Here is an 18775-nt window from a genome sequence, read left to right as displayed (position 1 = left end):
CTTCCTGTTAAGCCCGCAGCGATTTTCCGCTTTCATCGAACCGATGCAGGCGGCCGGGATCCGGCGACAGCAGGACACGGTCGCCGGCGCTCAAATCGAGCTCGCCAACGTGGCGCGCGGTGAGTGTTCCAATTGAGCCAGCGTCGACATAGAGAAAGGTGTCGCTGCCGAGATGCTCGGCGACCATGATGTTTCCCGGCCATCCCTCGCCGTCGCGCGCGATTTTCAGGTGCTCGGGCCGAACGCCAATGGTGGCCGCGTCATGGCGGCCTGCGACCTCGCCGGAGATGAAGTTCATTTTCGGCGAGCCGATGAAGCCGGCGACGAACAGATTGGCCGGCTTTTCGTAGAGTTCGAGCGGCGTCCCGTATTGCTCGATCTTGCCGCCATTGAGCACCACAATCTTGTCCGCCATTGTCATCGCCTCGACCTGGTCGTGCGTGACATAGATGGCCGTCGTGCCAAGCTGCTTCTGCAGCCGCGTGACCTCCAGACGCATCTGCACGCGCAGCGCGGCGTCGAGATTTGACAGGGGCTCGTCGAACAGAAACGCCTTCGGCTCACGAACGATGGCGCGCCCGATCGCAACGCGCTGGCGCTGGCCACCCGACAATTCGCGCGGCTTCCTATCGAGATACGGCGTCAGATTAAGGGTTGCTGCCGCGGCCTCCACCTTCCGGTCGATCTCGGCCTTCGGCAGGCCGGCCATCTTCAGGCCGAAGGCGATGTTGCCGCGCACGCTCATATGCGGATAGAGAGCATAGGATTGGAAAACCATCGACAGGCCGCGCTTGGCGGGCGGAACGTCGACGACGTTCTTGCCGTCGATCAGGATATTGCCGCCGCTGACGTCCTCGAGCCCGGCGATCAGGCGGAGAAGAGTGGTCTTGCCGCAGCCGGAAGGTCCGACGAAAACGACGAAGGAACCATCCGAGATATCCAGATCGGCGCCCTTGATGATGCGAACAGGCCCGAACGATTTCTGGACATTCTGAAGCGTGATCTGACCCATGGCTCCAGCCTTTCCGTTTTACTTGACCGCGCCAAAAGTCAGGCCGCGGACGAGCTGGCGCTGGCTGAACCAACCGAGCACCAGGATCGGCGCGATCGCAAGCGTGGAAGCGGCCGATAGCTTGGCCCAGAACAGCCCTTCGGGACTCGAATAGGACGCGATGAACACGGTCAGCGGCGCGGCCTCCAGCGTCGAGAGATTCAACGTCCAGAACGCCTCGTTCCAGGCCAGGATAAAGTTCAAGAGCAACGTTGATGCGAGCCCCGGGACGGCCATCGGCGTCAACACATAGACGAGCTCCCGGCCGATCGTTGCGCCGTCCATGCGCGCGGCTTCGAGGATGTCCTTCGGGATTTCCTTGAAGTAGGTAAACAGCATCCAGATTACGATCGGCAGATTGCCGAGGCAGAGGATGAAGACGAGACCAGTCAAAGTATCGAGCAAACCGAAATCGCGGTAGATCAGGTAGATCGGCACCAGCACGCCGACCGGCGGCATCATCTTGGTCGACAGCATCCAGAGCAGCACATCCTTGGTGCGTTTGGTCGGCGAGAACGCCATCGACCACGCAGCGGGAATCGCAATCAGCAGCGCGATCAGCGTCGAGCCGCCTGCCACGATGATGGAGTTGAGCGCATGATGGACATAGTCGCTGCGCTCCTGCACGGCGGCATAATTCTCGGTGGTCCAGTGAAAGAACAGGAATTTTGGCGGTATGGCGAAGGCATCGAGCTCGGTCTTGAAGCTCGCCAGCACCATCCACAGGATCGGAAAGAAGATCAGGAAGCCGACCAGCCACGCCGCAACGGTCGAGACCGCCACATGCCTGCTTGTTGCCATCCGCGCCATGCGTCAGGCCTCCAAATTCCGGCCGACGATCCTGACCAGGAAGAAGGCCACGATGTTGGCGATGACCACCGCCACCAACCCGCCCGCGGAGGCACCGCCTACGTCGTACTGGATCAGCGCCTGCGAATAGATCAGGAAGGCGATGTTGGTGGTCTGCAATCCCGGCCCGCCGCCGGTGGTGACGAAGATCTCGGCGAACACGGTCAGAAGGAAAATCGTCTCGATCAGGATCACGACAGTGATCGGTCGTGCCAGATGCGGCAGCGTGATGTAGATGAAGGTCGACAGCGCGCCGGCGCCGTCCATCTCCGCCGCCTCCTTCTGCTCTTCGTCTAGGGATTGCAGCGCCGTTAAAAGGATCAGCGTTGCAAACGGCAGCCATTGCCAGGCGACGATCAGGATGATTGCGAATAGCGGTATGTCGTTGAACCAGTCGATCGGTGGCGCGCCGAACAGCTTTGCGATCCAGGCGAACAGGCCAGAAACCGGATGCATCAGGAGGTTCTTCCAGATCAGCGCGCTGACCGTTGGCATCACGAAGAATGGCGCGATCACCATCAGCCGCACGATGTTGCGGCCAATGACCGGCTGGTCGAGCAACAGCGCGAGCGGAATCCCAAGCAGGATGGTCAGTCCAAGCACGGACCCGACCAGAACCAGTGTGTTCTGCAGCGAAGCGAGAAAAGCCGGGTCGGTCAGGAAATAACGAAAGTTCTCAAAGCCGACGAACTGCGCGGATTCGGAATCGAGCAGATTGTAACGCAGCAGCGAGAAATAGATCGTCAGCGCCAAGGGGACGATCATCCAGATGAACAGCAGCGCGACCGCTGGCGTCAGCAGCATCCGCGCGAGCAGTTGCGTTTGTCGGGTCCCCGTCCCCGTTTCCGTCGGCTGCAAAGCAGGCGCAGCCATCCGGTGCAAGCTGCCGGATGGCTGCGAGGGGCTTAGCTCGGGAGTGTGAGCCAAGGGAGCCACCTATTTGATGTAACCGGCACGCTTCATTTCCCGCTCCGTCGACGCCTGCGCCGCCGACAACGCCGCGTCCACGCTGGTCGAGCCGGACAGTGCTGCCGAGAACTGCTGGCCGACTGCAGTGCCGATGCCCTGGAATTCCGGGATCGCCGCATACTGCACGCCAACGTAAGGCACCGGCTGCACCGTCGGTTTGTTCGGATCGGCGGCATCGATCGACGCCAGCGTCAATTTGGCGAACGGCGCGACCTTCAGATAGTCAGGGTTCTGGTACAGCGACGTCCGCGTACCCGGCGGCACGTTGGCCCAGCCCTCCTTCGACGCAACCAGTTTTGCGTAGTCCTTGCCGGTCGCCCAGGCGATGAATTTCTCGGCGGCCTCGACCTTCTTGGAGCCTGCGGGAATCGCGAGGTTCCAGGCCCACAGCCAGTTTGCGTTCTTGCCGAGCCCGGTGTTCGGCGCGAGCGCAAAGCCGACCTTGTCGGCGACCGTGGAGTCCTTTGGATTGGTCACAAACGACGCCGCAACTGTTGCGTCGATCCACATCGCGCATTTGCCGGCGTTGAACAGGGCCAGATTTTCGTTGAAGCCATTCGAGCTGGCGCCGGGAGGGCCCGCCTCCTTCATCAGGTCGACATAGGTCGCCAGCGTTTTCTTCCATTCGGGTTTGTCGAACTGCGGCACCCACTTCTCGTCGAACCAGCGTGCACCATAGGAATTGGCCATAGCGGTGAGGAACGCCATGTTCTCACCCCAGCCGGCCTTGCCACGCAGGCAGATGCCGTAGACCCCAGCCTCCTTGTCGGTCAGCTTCTTGGCCGCACTGATCACGAAATCCCAGCTCGGATTTTCCGGCATGGTAAGCCCGGCCTTCTGGAACAGGTCGGTCCGATACATGGTCATCGAGCTTTCGCCGTAGAACGGCGCCGCATAAAGCTTGCCGGAGAAGGACACCGCGTCCTTGATCCTCGGCAAGAGATCGGCGACGTCGTAGTCGGCGCCGAGCTTGTCGAGCGGCACCAGCCAGTTCTTCTTGGCCCAGATCGGCACCTCATAGGTGCCGATAGTCAGGACGTCGAACTGGCCGCCCTTGGTCGCGATATCGGTGGTGACGCGCTGGCGCAGCACGTTCTCCTCGAGCGTCACCCATTTGACCGTGATGTCCGGATTTTTGCTGGTGAAGTCGCTCGTCAATCCCTGCATGCGGATCATGTCGCCGTTGTTGACGGTGGCAATCGTCAGGGCGGTCTGGGCGAGTGAGGGAGTTGAAAGCAAGAGCACAGCCGCGCCCAGAAGGGCGCCATGGACGTTTTTCACGGTAAACCTCCCATAGTCGCGTTTGAGCATATGCCCACGCGTTGAGCGTATGTTCACATCAACCTTTCAGCTTGTCAAGCTGACACACGCTATCCGGCTGCCCGCAGCGCCGGAGAGAAAATCCGTTTCATTGAGGAAGACGCGACGATCGTGCCGGCGCTATCGATCGAGGATAGCCCGGGCCGTTGCTTCGTCGGTGATGAGGCCGTTGATGAGGCGCCCGATCAGCGCGGCGCCGATCGCTGGAACCTTGGCCTGCCCGATCGCGGCGGCGATCGTCGTGGTCCGCGCCGGCACCTGCGGCGGAATACTGGTCAACCGCTTGTTCGTACCGCCCTTGATGAGCCGGCCCTTGGCGTCATAGGCCCAACCCGTCACTTCGCCGACGGCGCCCAGCCGCATCATCTCGAACAGCTCTTCGCGGCTGACGAAGCCGTCAACATGCACCTGGGCCTTCTGGTCCATCTGACCGATGCCGATGAGGCGCAGGTCGGCTCTCGCGGCAATCGCCTGGATCTTGGCGATTGGTTCGATCCGGTTCATACGGTTGCGCTCGTCTTCCGACGACATCAGGAATGGCAGAGGCATCGGATAGTGGCGGGCGCCGGTGCGATCGGCAAGGCGCCCCACCGTATCGAAGAAACTCGCCGAGCCGTCCGCCGAGATGTTTCCCACCAGCGAAACGATCTGGTGATTCGGTCGCTCGATCGGCGTGACGCGCTCCACCGCGGCCCGCACCGCGCGCCCGGTGCCCAATGCGACAATGACCGGCGTTTCCGCGCGCAAGGTTGAGTCCAGCAGGTTGGCGCAACGCTCCGCGATGCCGGCGGCGGAATGCGGCGACGCCGGGTCCGACGGCACCACCTCGCAGTGAACGAGATCGAAGCGATCCTTGAGCTTCAACGCCAGTTCCATGCATGCGGCAATAGGGTGTTCGAGGCGGAAGGTGATCAGGCGTTCTGCGAGGCAAAGCGACACCAGACGCTGCGCGGACGCTCGCGAGACCTGCAGCATCTTGGCGATCTCGTCCTGCGTATGGCCGGCGATGAAATAGAGCCAGCCGGCGCGCGCGGCGTCGTCAAGACGGGATTTCTCGTTCTCGAGTGCTGCCATGAAAGCCCGCTATCTTTCGCCCCAGAAGTCCGCCATCCGGTCGAAGACACGATCTGCGCCGGCATCGCGCAGCATGCTATGCCGATCACCAGACGGGTAGTGACTGCCACCGATAAAGCCCCATACGGTCATGCCAGCGGCCTTTGCTGCGGTCACACCGCTGACACTGTCTTCGATGACAAGCGTGCGCTGCGGCGCGGCGCGCATCTGCGCAGCCGCATGGAGAAACAGGTCAGGGGCCGGCTTGCCGCGGGCCACCATCTGCGCCGTGTACACCCTGTCGCCGAAATGCGGCGCCAGACCGGTCAACGCCAGCGAAAGCGATACCCGGTCGAGATCGCTGGACGATGCAACACAAAACGGCACTTGCAGATTGGAGATCAATGAGCCCACTCCAAGGACAGGCCGCAACGAATGCCTGAACCGTTGCAGCACCCGCGCCTTCAACGCGACCAGAAAGTTCTCGGGAACGAGGCGTTGGTCCCCCTGGTAGTGTTGCAAGATGGCCGTCGTGCTGCGGCCAAGAAATAACTCGAGGGCATCGTCCCTACTGAGCTCTATGCCGAACTCGCCAAGGACCTCTGACAGGCACTGACAGCTCAATATCTCGCTGTCCACGAGGACGCCATCGCAGTCGAAGATAACCAGATCAGGCCTTGGGTGATTGGGTTCCATCCCACAATAGGATCATATGCTCATCAGTTGAGCAATAGCCCAGCGATCCATCTGAGGCGGCGGAGCAATCTGTCCGCTCCGGGATAGAGTTCAAGCAGGTGCGACCGTCCTGACATGCATGCAGGACCGCGAGGCTGCCGACCTCGAAGAACTTAGTGAACTGATCGGCGCGGACCACTCAGCTCCGTGAGCGATCGTCAGGCACGGTAAGCCGTCTTATCAGTACCGCGATAGAGCACACGGACCTGTTCTTCGGTCACCGCTTTGTGGAACGCCAGAGCCTCAGGCTCGAGATCGCGCTTCGGCACGTATTCCGGCTCGAAGTGACGGTAGATGTCCGTGCCCCGTACCAGCGTCGCCCAATCCCTTTGCCCCACCGCCTGCTTCAGACGGGTCGGGATGTAGCGGATGGCCAAGCCTATGCGCCGGTCATCGGAACGATTGGGTTCCGATCCATGAAACAACAGTACATGATGCAACGAAGCCTGTCCGGGTTTCAACTCGACAAAGACAGCCTCGGATTCGTCGACGGTCACAGCGATCTCCTGACCGCGGGTCAGAAGGTTATCCTGGTCGAAAGTATCTTCGTGCTGGACCTGCTGCTTATGGGTCCCAGCCACGAACTTCATACAGCCAGACAACCTGTTGGCCGGCGACATCGCGATCCAGGCGGTCGCCACATCGGACGAACTCAGTCCCCAATAGGTCGCATCCTGGTGCCAGGAGACGAACCCGGGATCACGCGGTTCCTTGATGAAGAAACTCGTATTCCAGCAGAGGATATCCGGACCCAACAAATCCTCGACCGCATCGAGGATTTTGGGATGGCGGATCATTTCGTTGATCCAGGGAAAGAGCACATGGCTGCGATGACGCATCTCGCCTTTGATCGGACCGCCACTCCTCACCTCATAGTCCTCGAGTTTGCCGCGAAATTCTGCGACCTCGCTTTCGCTCAGGACATCAACCGGGAAATGGTAGCCACGCTCGCGATAGTTGTTGACCTCGCTCTCACTCAGCGATTTCGTCATTGGTATCCTCCAGTCTTCTTTTTTCATTACGACCGGCAACAGATTTTTCAGCGAAGGTGACCCTGGTATCGGGCCAAGTCAAGAAGCGCAGATTGCGCAGCAGCCATCCAGGTCGGTGCACTGCACAAGTCATTCGTTGATCGCCATCGTCAGCGACGTTCAAGACAGGCACGGAACGCCGTAACGATCGCACTAGCGACGTGCTCGGCCACGCTCTCCATCAGATGCAAGGTCGTGGGACGCAATTGGTGCGGCGCGAATGCGCTGCAATATACGAGCGTTTTACTCATTGCACGTGTTCGTATCTTGGTCTCGCCAGCCCCTGCCAGTTATGCCAGACTTATTCCTCGCAAAAGGCCGATATCAAAAATGGCCAGCGAAACGGGAAGGGAAGCAACCATGGACGTTGGGACTGGCATTGCGCTGCTCGTTGCATTTCTGGCCGTCGTTGTTTTGATCATCCGGGGGCAGAGTCCGATCATCATGCTGCTGATACTGGCAGTGCTGTGGTCGGCGATCGCTGGCATCGGTATCGATGATATTCAGAAGAAGATCCTTCAGGCCGGCGGCGTCGCCTACGCAAGCGCGGTCATCATCATCGTGTTCGGCGCCTGGTTTGCGCAGGTGCTGATCCAGACCGGTATCGCCGAAAGCGTAATCCGCTCTGCGGTGGAATTGGCGGGCGATCGGCCGCTTGTCACAGCGATGACCATCACGCTCGTTACCGCGTTGTTGTTTACGTCGATGTACGGCGTAGGCGCCGCAATCGCGATCGGCATCATCGCACTTCCGATTATGCTCGGCCAGGGCATCCCACCTTACATTGCAGCTCCCGCGTTCACGATGGGAATCGGTGCTGGCACCTTCATCAACCTGGTTCAGTTCGGAACATTTCAAAAACTGTTTCCTGGTCTCAAATACGAAGCGCCCTATTTGACGTACTGGATCGTCGGAATGTGCGTCTACATCCTGGCGGCGTGGCTTCTCGAATTCATCTACCTGCGGAACGGTGGTGTCCGCCGGCTATCTTCCATCGACCTAGCCGATGAACCTGCCGTTCGCAGGCGGACCCCCTACTACACCTACGTCGTGCCGATCTTTCCCGTGCTCATGATCATGATCCTAAAATGGGAGATAATCCCGACCTTCCTGGTCTCGATCGTGCTCGCACTCGTGTTGACGGGGCGCGATCGAACATTTCAGGGCAGCATCAATCTCTTCAACAAGACGTTCTCCGATGCGTTTCCCGACATTGCGACCATGGCCGCGTTATGGACGATCTGCGGCATGATCATCGTTGCCGGCCAGACCCCTGAGGTAGCCAATGCCCTGAAACCCCTCTTCGGCCCAGTGCTGCCGCACACGCCGCTGCAGGCCGCCATCTTCTTCGGTTTGCTTGGAGGCATCGGGAGCATCTACCGTGGGCCGCTGGTCGTAATCGGCACCGGTGCTGCATTGCTGGCCATTGTGCTCGCGAACAACGATATCCCAATTCCCTATCTCTATTCGATCTGGCTTGCGCCAACGATCCTGCAGGGGAGCATGGACCCGACCAACTCGTGGACACTTTGGACAATTGGACAAACCAAGGTCAGCCACGAGGATTTCCTAAGAACGGCCCTACCCTTCGGATGTCTGATGGTCGCGGTCAATTCATTGATCTGCTACCTGATGCTTGGTTCTCTCAACTAGAAGGACAACAACAAGTTGACGGAACCGAACACACCTGCTCGCGGTTATCGCATCGGCATCGATGTCGGCGGGACTTTCACCAAAGCTGTGTTGATCGACAATGCGACCCATGAGGTGGTCGGCCGGTTCTCGGTGCTCACTACTCATTCCGATCCGCGCGGCGTCGCGAAAGGCGTCGTTGAGGTGTTTCATAATGTGCTGGAGCAATCGTCCGTCGACCCCCGCGAGGTTATCTTTCTGGCCCATTCGACCACCCAGGCCACCAATGCGTTGCTTGAGGGCGACGTCGCAAGTGTGGGCGTGATCGGGATGTCGACCCGCGTGGAATCCCTGCTGGCCAAGGGGCAGAGCGCCATGAAGCCGATTGAACTCGCGCCTGGTCGCTATCTCACGCCCGCCAACCGTTTCCTGATGAAGGAAACGTTGAGCGATGAGACAGTCGACAAGGCGATCGATGAACTCAAAGCCGAAGGCGTGAAGGTCGTCGTCGCCAGTTCGGCCTTCGGCGTCGATGACAACGAGGCCGAGGAAACCGTTCGTCGTCTGGCCGTCAGGGCCGGTTTGGCCGCAACCTGCGGCAACGAGATCACCAAGCTCTATGGCTTGACCACACGGACCCGCACCGCCGTCATAAACGCCAGCATCCTGCCAAAGATGATTGATACCGCTTCGATGACCGAAGCCAGTGTTCGCGAAGCCGGCATCCTGGCGCCCCTGATGATCATGCGCGGTGACGGCGGCGTGATGGATATCAAGGAGATGCGACGCCGTCCGGTCATGACGATGCTGTCTGGCCCTGCGGCAAGCGTCGCGGGAGCCTTGATGTATCTGCGCGTGTCCGACGGCATATACTTCGAGGTCGGCGGCACCAGCACCAACATCGGCGTAATCCGGAATGGGCGCCCGACCGTCAAATATGCGCGCGTCGGCGGCCACGAGACCTATGTCAGCTCGCTCGACGTTCGCGTGATCGGTATCGCTGGCGGCAGCATGGTCCGCGCCCGTGACGGCAAACTGGTCGATGTCGGCCCTCGGAGTGCCCATATAGCCGGGCTCCCCTACGCCGCTTTTGCCGCCCCTGAAGACATCATCGACCCCAAGATAGAGTTCTTCCAGCCGAAGGCTGACGATCCGGCCGACTATGTCGCACTGCGTTCGGCTACCGGCACCTGTTATGCCATCACCAACACCTGCGCAGCCAACATTCTTGGCTACGCCAAGCCCGGTTTACATGCCAGCGGCAACACGGAGTCGGCAAGGCGTGCCATGGCAGCGCTCGCGGCCTTCATAGGCAAGCCGATTGAGGATACCGCACGCGCTATACTCGATATCGCTACCGATAAGATTATCCCCGTCGTTGACGATCTGATCACCGAATACAAGCTGGATCGCGATCAGGCGCTGCTCGTCGGCGAAGGTGGCGGTGCGGCCGCTTTGATCCCTCATACGTCCGTCCGGACCGGCCTTCACCACGAAATTTCCAGGGATGCCGAAGTGATTTCCTCTATCGGCGTCGCACTGGCGTTGGTCCGCGACGTGGTGGAACGTATCATACCCAATGCAAAGCCCGGGGACATCAAACGAATAAGGCGCGAGGCTGTTGAAGCTGTGGTCAAGCTCGGCGCTGCGCCCGAGGGCGTCGAAGTGACGATCGAGGTCGATCCGAATACCCATCGTGTCCGGGCGACCGCGATGGGCGCTTCGGAAATGCGCGCGCGTCAACGAAAGGAAGAAGTTGGAGAGACCGAGGCGCGCGAAATAGCCGCGAAGGCGATGGGGGTTGGCCCCGAACATGTTGCGCTTGCAGCCGCTACGCCGCGCATCCGCGTGTTCCAGGGCGCGGTGGAAGAGCGAAGCTGGGGCATCTTCAAGAAGCGCCGCAACCCGGTTCGCGCGATTGATCTCGACGGCGTCATTCGCGTGCAACGCAGCCACAGCGTGGTGCGCCGGGTCACTGCGCGGACCGCGCTCGATGGCCTGCGGCGGCTATGGGAAGATACAACGATCTATAATGGTGACAGCACGATCACGCCCGACATTTTCGTGATCGTCGGCGGACAGCTAATCGATTTGTCAGGCGTGAATTCGATCGATCAGGCCATGGCTGTCACCCGCGGCGAACTCGACGGACTAACAGCCGACGCTTCCATCGCGCTGATCGGTGTACCGCCGTCTCGAGGTTTGTGAGATGGTGCAAGACGGCGCACGCTTGCCCCTAGAGCAGCTCGCAACCGCGTCACCGGAGACGCTCGGACTGTTGATGCTGAAGACTGACCGTTACGCGATTCGTCTCGACGGTCGCACGCAACTCGCCGCCGTTTCCGACGCGCTTCTCGACGGTGCAGCGACGGCGAGGAGTCTGCAACAACGTTTCCCCGGGTCAGGTCCTCGTGAAATTGCGCGCGAGCTGCAAGTACCCGTTGTTGCCGCCGACGATGATCCCTTGGTCGCCTCTATATGGCGTTTCGCCGAGTATCGGTCGCGGCCGCCGCATATTGTGCTCTATACGCGTGGGATCGCCCCGCTTGAGCAGGTGCTCGTCGATGATCTGGCCAAGCGATTTCTTGGCCGAGCAACGACTCGAGACGTTTTCATCGCGCACGAACTTTACCATCATGCCGAAGCTATTCGATCTGCAGTACCCATCGCTCGTCGCTATTGCGCCACATTGCTCAAGCTTGGCAAGTGGCAGTGGCGCACTGGCATCGCAACACTCGCCGAGATCGCAGCAGGATCCTTTTCGCAAACCCTGCTCGACTTGCCCTGTTACCCCAAAGTGCTGGAACACGTGACTCGTTTACCGCGCCGTTGACTGTGAAGCACAAGGCTCGCGGCCAGGAGCGCGGCGACCGCCAAATCGGCGGGCGCAACCGACGTGCGGCGGACCGTAAGCAGGATGTCCCCGAGGCCGAGCCTAGAGCATTTTCGGTTCTGATTGAATCAGAACCGAAGCTCTAGATTCTTGTTTTGACGCGTTTTCTTCACGCGAACCGGTATCCACTTCGCTCGAAAACGCTCTAGAATCCGAATAGTCTTGCCGGATTGTGAACAAGGATCTTCTCCAAGATCGTTTCGTCAGGCGCATACTTGTACATGAGTTCGAGAAGATCGGCGTCGTTGGGCGGCTGCACGACCGAAACCGGATGCGGCCAGTCGGTGGCCCAGACGCAGCGGTCCGGCGCCGCTTCGATATAGGTGCGCGCGATGGGGATGACGTCTTCCCAGGGGGGGCCGGCCTTTGAGGTCTTTTCCCCAAGCGACAGCATGACCCAGAAATTGCCCTTCGACAGCAGCTCAAGCATCTTCTGCAGATTCGGATCGTTCTTGCCGCGGGTCGGGTCGGGACGCGCCATGTGATCGATCAGCACCGGCACGTCGAGGGATTGGTACTTCTCAACGCTGGAGATGATGCCGTCCTTCTCCGGCTGAATCTTGACGTACCAGCCGAGCTCGCGGATGCGCGCGATCGCCCGCGCAAAATCCTTGTCCGACAGCACAGCCCCTAGTTCCTGCCGAAAACTGAAGCGCGCGCCGCGGACTCCTGCCTCATGCAGCTTGGCGAGGTAGGCATCATCAGCTTCGGCAAACACCAGCGCGTTGGCGCAGCCGCGATAGTTCGGGCCCATTGCCGCCAGACCGTCGAGCACGACCGTGTGGTCCGCGCCATAGGTCGTGGTCTGCACGATCACGCCGCGATCGATCCCGAGCGCCTTGTGCATCCGCAGCGCCGCCTCCCAGGTTGCGGTCGGCATCTGATAGGCGGCGCCCGGACGTACCGGATATTTCTCCAGCGGCCCAAGCACGTGAAACTGGCTGTCGACAGTCTTTGGCGGCGGCAGCTTCGAAGGCCGGCGCGGATTCGGATCGAAGGGCAAGTAGGTCGGCACGGCAAACTCCTTAGTCAATCACGGCGGTGAAATCGCACTGCACCAGCGCGCCGCCTTCCATGTCCATCGGCAGCGCATGACGCGCCGGGCGTGAGTGTTCGTCGGGAAACATCTTCAGCCACTCGGCATTGACAGGCGCGCGCTGCGAACGGTCCTTGAGCCAGACCGTCATCTTGATGATGTCGTCGGTGCTGCCACCAGCCGCCTCGATGGTCGCCTTCATATGCGCGAACATGTTGGCGCATTGCGCTTCCAGGCTCTCCGGCATCGCTCCGGTCGCGGGATCGCGGCCGAGGATAACGCCGGACATCACAAGATTGCCGATGCGAGAAGCGTTCGGGATCGGATTGGCATGCTTGAATCCGCCGATGTGGACGCTTCTGCGCCGTGCTTGACCAGTCATCGCTTTCCCTCTGCTGGTTTGGTTCAGACAAATTGGCAGGACACCGAGCCGAACGATCCGTAATCGGCATGGAAGGTATCACCGCGGCTGATATCAACCGGTCGCGTGAACGATCCGGCGAGCACGACTTCGCCGGCGCCCAATTGCTCGTCATGCGGTGCCAGGCGATTGGCGAGCCACGCGATGCCGTTGGCCGGATGGTTGAGCACGCCGGCGGCGAGCCCGGTCTCCTCGACCTGGCCATTGCGGAACAGCAGCGCGCCGATCCAGCGCAGATCCGCCTCGAGCGGCCGGAACGGACGGCCGCCGAGCACGAGCGCGGCATTGGCGGCATTGTCCGAAATCGTGTCCATGACCTTACGGGTCTGGCCAGTCTCGGGATCGACGCGATGCATGCGGGTCTCGAGGATTTCGAGCGCGGGCGTCACGTAGTCGGTGGCGTTGAGCACGTCGAAGATGGAGCAGTCCGGGCCGCGCAACGGCGCCTTCAGCACGAAGGCGAGCTCGACCTCGATCCGCGGCGCATGGAAGCGATCGAACGGAATCGCGCTCGCATCCGGATAGAACATGTCGGCGAACAGCACGCCATAATCGGGCTCGGCGATGCCGACCGCGTTTTGCATCGCTTTTGAGGTCAGGCCGATCTTGTGGCCCTTGATGACGCGTCCGCGATCGAGCTGCAGACGCGTCCAGGCGCGCTGGATCGCATAGGCATCCTCGATCGTGAGATCGGGATGCTGGCGCGTGAACATGGTAGTGAGCGTCTTGGTCCGTTCGGCCTCGTCAAGCCGCTCTGCGAGGCGCCGGATGATTGAAGGATCTAGCATGGCGCTATTGCTCCATAACCACCGAGTTGCGCAGCACGCCGATCCGCGACGACTCCACCTCGACCACATCGCCGGGTTTGAGCCAGCGCGGCGGATCGAACCGGGCGCCGGCGCCCGTCGGTGTGCCGGTCGCGATCATGTCGCCGGGCTTCAGGGTCGCGAATGTGGAGAGATAGGAGATCAGGAAATCGAACGGGAACATCAGCCGCTCGGTGCTGTCCTGCTGTCTGACCTCGCCATTGACGCGGGTGATGATGTCGTGTGGTCCCCGCGGATCGCATTCTTCCGACGTCACGATCCAGGGGCCGATGCTGCCGGAGCGATCGAAATTCTTGCCCTGCGTGACGTTGAACTTGCCGTGATGCAGCCAGTCTCGCACGCTGCCCTCGTTGCACAGCGTCATGCCGAAGATATGCGAGAAGGCGTCGTCGCGCGCGATGTGCCTTCCCTGCTTGCCGATCACGATGACGAGCTCGCCCTCATAGTCGAGCTGGTCGGAGACTTTCGGCTTCTCGATCCCCTGCCCCGATCCCACCACCGACGATGGATTGCGCACGAACAGGCTCGGATATTTCGGCAGGTCCGAGTTGTCCTTGTATTCGGCGTTGCGGTCCTTGTAGTTCACGCCGATGCACCAGAGCTTTTCCGGTGCCGGTACCGGCGGCAGCAGCGTCAATTGGTCCAGCGCATGATCGGGACGCTGGCCGGCCGAAGCACGCCGGGCCGACGCAAGGCCGTCGCGCGCGATCAGTGATTTCAGATCGGGAAATTCAGCGCCGATCCGCACCGTCAGATCGACGACCCCATCGTCATCAGCCACACCATAATGTGGCTCGCCATTCACGAGATAGCTCAACAGTCGCATCGCACGCTTTCCTTCGACGAGAGTTTCACGCTGTCTGGCCGCTACGCTGGGCGCCGGCGGCCGCAGCCAGTTCGCGCCCGCGCGTCTCGGGCAAGGATAGGGTCATCGCCAGGAAGATGATGATGGCGGGCACGACGACTATCATGCCGAGCGCAAGCTGGCCGCCGAACCAGCCGGCCGTCAGCGGAACGACCACAGGTGCCAAGCTGCCGACGCCGCGCCCCGCCATGTAGATGAAGGATACCGCGGTCGAACGCACCTCGATCGGATAGATTTCCGACAGCCAGGTGCCGACCACGCCGAGCGCCGAGTTACCGATCACGAAGGCGATGTAGACCCAGAACATTGGGAAGCCAAACAGGCTGCCGGCGAACCTGTCATACGCGAAGATATAGAGGCCGCAGGCCATCGCGCCCCACGCGAGGCCCGGCAACAGCGCGCCGAACCGCCGGCCGAAGGCGTCGTTGAGCAGGCCCATGCTGATGTACGAGCAGCCGCCGACGATGGAAGCGATCACCGAGATGTTGCGCACGACTTCGGGCGGCGCCGCGAGCGACTTCTGCATCAGGGTCGGCATGAAGACGACGACACCGTAATAGCAGAACATGTAGGCCATCATCCACGCCAGGCACATCAGCGAGATCGGCAGCAACCGGCCCTGGAACATCAAAAGCATCGTGTTGGTGGTCTTGACCTTGCTCTCGACCAGGCCGCTTTTGCGCGTACGATCGAACTGCAGCCACGCCTTGGATTCCGGCATGAAGAAGCGGATGAAGATCATCAGCAGGATTGGCGAGCCGCCGGTCAGGAGCGCAATGCGCCATCCCCATTCCACGCTGAACGACGTGGTGGCCCAAACTCCGACGATCGAGGCGCCGGCGCTCGCGACCACCGCACTGCCCTGGATGAAGGCGCTGCCGATACCGCGGCGGTCCTTGTTCCAGGCCTCATTGAACAGCACCATGCCGGCACCCCATTCGCCGCCGAGCCCGACGCCGGTGATGAAGCGGAGCAATGCCAGGCTCCAATAATCCCAGGCGAACGCCGATGCGATCGATCCGGCGGCGAACACGCCGAGCGTGAGCTGCAGCGCCTGCTTGCGGCCGATGCGGTCGCCGAGCCAGCCGAATAGTGCGCCGCCGATCACTGACCCGATCAAGGTCAGACTCGTCACGCTCGCGACCTGGCCCAGCGAAATGCCGAGCGACGACTGTATCGAGCTCATCAGGAACGGCATGATGAGCACGTCGTAGAGATCGAGCGCGAAGCCGAGCATGCAGGAGAAGATGATCGCGGCGCGTTCGCCGGTCGTATAGGTGCCGATTGCGGAAAGAGAGGACTGTTCGGTCATGTCTGTCTTGCTGATATTGCGATCTCAATCGGTCGACTTCGGCGCCTGGAACACGGCGCGCAAGGTGACGATCTCTCCGAGCCGGGCATAACGCGGGCCTGCGATGCGCGCAATCGGATCGAGCGCCTCGGTTTCGACCTTGCCGTTGTTCACGAGACCGTCCCGGAGGTGGAACATCAGAACCTCGCCGACGATCAGCCGGCTGCGGGCCTCACCGAATTCGAGACATTGGCGAAACCGGCATTCCATGGCAACCGGCGGCGCGGCGAGCCGCGGCACCTTGATGCGTTCGCTCGGCACGGTCTCAAGCTTGAGCAGTTCGACCTCGCTCACCTCGGGCGGATGCTCGACCGAGCTCTCATGCAGTGCCGTCATCAGCGGCGTGTCGGCGATGTGGATGACGTATTCTTCGGTATCTAGAATATTATGCGCGGTGTCCTTGTAGACGTCGGCCTTGCGGCCAACGCTGATGGCGAGCATCGGCGGTTTCTGCGAGACAAAGGTGAAGGCGCTGAAGGGGGCGAGATTGAGCACACCCTTGCGCGACATGCTGGTCACCCAGGCGATCGGCCGTGGCACGACGATCCCGGTCATCAGCCGATAGATGCGCTCGGCGCCGAGTTCTGAGGGGTCAATCTGCATGCTGCCTCGAAGCTTGACTGGCCTGCGCACCGGCCTCAATCGGCCCGGATGTTCGCCTTGCGCACGATGGGAATCCATTTGGCGTCTTCGCGCGTCAGATAGGCCGTGAACTCCGCAGGTGACATTGTGACGGCCTCGGCGCCGAGCTTGTCGAATTTCTCGACGACCGCGGGATCCTTCAGGATCTCCGCCATGGTGTCGTGCAGCTTCGTCACGATCGCATCCGGCGTACCGGCCGGCGCGAACAGGCCGGTGAAGGTCTGCGCGTCGAAATCCTTGTAGCCGAGCTCGGCGAAGGTCGGCACGTCGGGCATCGAGGCCAAGCGATGTCCGCTGGTGACTGCAAGCACACGAACCGCGCCGCTCTTGACGAAGGGCAGCGCGACGGAAACCTGGTCGAACGCGAACTGCACCTGCCCACCGATGAGATCATTGGTCGCCGGCGCATTGCCGCGGTAATGCACTGTGACCCATTGCAGGCCGAGTTCCGATTGCGCCAGTTCGCTGAGCAAATGATTGGTCGTCCCCGCCCCCGGCGAGGCCATCGTGAGTTTGCCCGGCTCGCGGCGCGCCAGGTCAAGAAACTCCTTCAACGTCTTTGCCTGAACGGATGGATGAACCTCGAGCACCAAGGGCGTCATCGAGATGGTCGTGATCGGGAGGAAATCCCGTTTCCAGACATAGGCCTCGCGCTTATTGATCTCGGGAGCGAACAGCACCGGGCCGTTGGCGCCGATGAACAGCGTGTAGCCATCCTTCGCCGATTTCGCGAACGCCTCGCCCGCGATCAGGCCACCGGCGCCGGACTTGTTCTCCACGATGAAGGCCTGCCCGAGCCGTTGCTGCAGCTTGTCAGCCACGATGCGGGCAGCGCTGTCGACATTGCCGCCGGCGGGATATGGCACGATCAAGCGGACATTGCGCTCCGGCCATGTCTGGGCTGCGACCGGTCCAATGACCATCACCGCGATGGCCGCGACCGCAACCGCGAGAAACCTCATGTGACATCCTCCCAAAGCCGCGGCGGATGAGGTCTCCACCCTGTTCTTGTTGAGTGTCCGATCGGGGTCGTCTGGGCGACGCCTCGATGAGATGCGAGATCATTCGGCGAGCGGGCTTTACTTGTCGACGGCTTTGCGCCAATTCTGTCCACATTATGGACAGCAAACCGTGACCACGGAACCGAGGCAAGGTGCCCAGGCGATCCGGCGCGCGTTGATGGTCTTGCGCATCCTCGCCGCTGGCAGGGAGACCGGAGTACCGCTTACCGAAGTGGTGCAGGCGACCGGGCTGACGCGGCCGACGGTGCACCGGATCGTTCACGTGCTGATCGAGGAAGGCATCGTCGAACGGCACGAGAAGACCGGCCGCTATGCGATCGGCGGACAGGTGCCGGAATTGGCGCTGGCGCGCCCCTCGCGTTCGCCGCTGCTTGCCGCGGCGGACAATATCCTGGCGCGAACCTCGCAGCGGGTCGGCGACACGTTGTTCCTGACGGTACGTACCGGCAATGATACGCTGTGCATCGATCGCAGGATCGGCTCCTATCCGATCCAGGTGTTGTCGATCGAAGTCGGCGCCAGACGTCCGCTCGGCGTCAGCAGTGCAGGTGTTGCGATTCTTGCCGCGATGCCGACGCCCGACGCACGCAAGATCGTGACTGCCAATGAAGTGCGGTTTGCCGGTTATCGCACCAGCGTGGCGACGGTGCTTTCACAAATCGCCTTGGCCAAGCGCAGAGGCTATAATCTGCGCGAGGCCGGTCTGGTGCAGGGAACGAAATCGCTGTCCACCTGGATCAAGACCCCCGATCGCCGGCCGGCCGCAGCGATCACCGTATCAGCCGTTCGCACCAGACTCGGACCGCGCCGAGAGCAAGAGGTCGCCGAGATTTTGCTAGAGGCTGCTCTCGCGATCGAGAAGAAAATTGAGTCTCTCCCTTAGAGCGTTTTCGAGCGAAGTGGATACCGGTTCGCGTGAAGAAAACGCGTCAAAACAAGAATCTAGAGCTTCGGTTCTGATTCAATCAGAACCGAAAATGCTCTAGTATCCGACTCGAGGCTTCGCTTTGATGCGATCGCTATGTCCTTCGCAGGGATGATCCACGCGCTGAAGCACGAGATGCGGGCGCGGGACTGT

Annotated in this window: 18 protein-coding genes; 4 read left to right on the top strand and 14 right to left on the bottom strand. The window is 61.1% G+C overall.

Annotation, left to right across the window (positions count from 1 at the left end; translation table 11 throughout):
• Positions 1-7 precede the first annotated feature (7 nt).
• From OZ411_RS03610 to OZ411_RS03580, 7 genes are all read right to left on the bottom strand, one after another.
• A complete protein-coding gene (locus OZ411_RS03610) occupies positions 8-1012 on the bottom strand; it encodes an ABC transporter ATP-binding protein (protein ID WP_282526840.1) in 1005 nt (334 codons plus the stop codon).
• Between the two features lie 18 nt (positions 1013-1030).
• Positions 1031-1861, bottom strand: coding sequence for a carbohydrate ABC transporter permease (locus tag OZ411_RS03605; protein WP_282526839.1), 831 nt, complete (start codon positions 1859-1861; stop codon positions 1031-1033).
• A 3-nt stretch (positions 1862-1864) separates the two neighbouring features.
• Positions 1865-2773, bottom strand: coding sequence for a sugar ABC transporter permease (locus OZ411_RS03600; RefSeq protein WP_282526838.1), 909 nt, complete (start codon positions 2771-2773; stop codon positions 1865-1867).
• 63 nt (positions 2774-2836) lie between these two features.
• Positions 2837-4150, bottom strand: a complete 1314-nt coding sequence (locus tag OZ411_RS03595; RefSeq protein ID WP_282526837.1) for a sugar ABC transporter substrate-binding protein — start codon at positions 4148-4150, stop codon at positions 2837-2839.
• A gap of 159 nt (positions 4151-4309) precedes the next feature.
• Complete coding sequence (locus tag OZ411_RS03590; protein WP_130578092.1) at positions 4310-5263, bottom strand: sugar-binding transcriptional regulator; 954 nt, start codon at positions 5261-5263, stop codon at positions 4310-4312.
• 9 nt (positions 5264-5272) lie between these two features.
• The gene (locus OZ411_RS03585; protein ID WP_282526836.1) at positions 5273-5938 is read right to left on the bottom strand and encodes an HAD family hydrolase; all 666 of its coding nucleotides are present in this window, start codon (positions 5936-5938) and stop codon (positions 5273-5275) included.
• Between the two features lie 197 nt (positions 5939-6135).
• Positions 6136-6969, bottom strand: a complete 834-nt coding sequence (locus tag OZ411_RS03580) for a phytanoyl-CoA dioxygenase family protein (protein ID WP_282526835.1) — start codon at positions 6967-6969, stop codon at positions 6136-6138.
• A 369-nt stretch (positions 6970-7338) separates the two neighbouring features.
• Between OZ411_RS03580 and OZ411_RS03575 the strand changes: the two genes are divergently transcribed.
• Genes OZ411_RS03575 through OZ411_RS03565 form a run of 3 tightly spaced genes read left to right on the top strand, consistent with a single transcriptional unit; the run spans position 7339 to position 11473 of the window.
• Complete coding sequence (locus OZ411_RS03575; protein WP_282526834.1) at positions 7339-8661, top strand: hypothetical protein; 1323 nt, start codon at positions 7339-7341, stop codon at positions 8659-8661.
• A gap of 15 nt (positions 8662-8676) precedes the next feature.
• Positions 8677-10848: a hydantoinase/oxoprolinase family protein gene (locus OZ411_RS03570; protein WP_282526833.1), complete on the top strand. Its 2172-nt coding sequence runs from the start codon at positions 8677-8679 to the stop codon at positions 10846-10848.
• 1 nt (position 10849) lies between these two features.
• Entirely contained in the window at positions 10850-11473 is a 624-nt protein-coding gene (locus tag OZ411_RS03565) for a hypothetical protein (protein ID WP_282526832.1), read from the top strand.
• A 205-nt stretch (positions 11474-11678) separates the two neighbouring features.
• Here the strand turns inward: OZ411_RS03565 and OZ411_RS03560 are convergent, their stop codons facing one another.
• Genes OZ411_RS03560 through OZ411_RS03530 form a run of 7 tightly spaced genes read right to left on the bottom strand, consistent with a single transcriptional unit; the run spans position 11679 to position 17637 of the window.
• Positions 11679-12548, bottom strand: a complete 870-nt coding sequence (locus OZ411_RS03560; RefSeq protein WP_282526831.1) for an amidohydrolase family protein — start codon at positions 12546-12548, stop codon at positions 11679-11681.
• Between the two features lie 10 nt (positions 12549-12558).
• Entirely contained in the window at positions 12559-12951 is a 393-nt protein-coding gene (locus tag OZ411_RS03555) for a RidA family protein (RefSeq protein ID WP_130578089.1), read from the bottom strand.
• Positions 12952-12974: 23 nt separating this feature from the next.
• Complete coding sequence (gene hpaH, locus OZ411_RS03550; RefSeq protein WP_282526830.1) at positions 12975-13778, bottom strand: 2-oxo-hept-4-ene-1,7-dioate hydratase; 804 nt, start codon at positions 13776-13778, stop codon at positions 12975-12977.
• A gap of 4 nt (positions 13779-13782) precedes the next feature.
• Complete coding sequence (locus OZ411_RS03545) at positions 13783-14643, bottom strand: fumarylacetoacetate hydrolase family protein (protein ID WP_282526829.1); 861 nt, start codon at positions 14641-14643, stop codon at positions 13783-13785.
• Positions 14644-14668: 25 nt separating this feature from the next.
• Positions 14669-15994: an MFS transporter gene (locus OZ411_RS03540; protein WP_282526828.1), complete on the bottom strand. Its 1326-nt coding sequence runs from the start codon at positions 15992-15994 to the stop codon at positions 14669-14671.
• 24 nt (positions 15995-16018) lie between these two features.
• Entirely contained in the window at positions 16019-16636 is a 618-nt protein-coding gene (locus tag OZ411_RS03535; protein WP_282526827.1) for a flavin reductase family protein, read from the bottom strand.
• 35 nt (positions 16637-16671) lie between these two features.
• Positions 16672-17637 carry a tripartite tricarboxylate transporter substrate binding protein gene (locus OZ411_RS03530; protein WP_282526826.1) on the bottom strand — a complete coding sequence of 322 codons (966 nt, stop codon included), beginning with the start codon at positions 17635-17637 and terminating at the stop codon, positions 16672-16674.
• A gap of 169 nt (positions 17638-17806) precedes the next feature.
• On the opposite strand from OZ411_RS03530, the gene OZ411_RS03525 reads away from it, so the two are divergent.
• The gene (locus OZ411_RS03525; RefSeq protein WP_282526825.1) at positions 17807-18580 is read left to right on the top strand and encodes an IclR family transcriptional regulator; all 774 of its coding nucleotides are present in this window, start codon (positions 17807-17809) and stop codon (positions 18578-18580) included.
• Positions 18581-18775 lie beyond the last annotated feature (195 nt).

Source organism: Bradyrhizobium sp. Arg237L, assembly GCF_029990105.1.
Taxonomy (GTDB): Bacteria; Pseudomonadota; Alphaproteobacteria; order Rhizobiales; family Xanthobacteraceae; genus Bradyrhizobium.
This window is presented reverse-complemented; position numbering and strand designations above follow the sequence as displayed.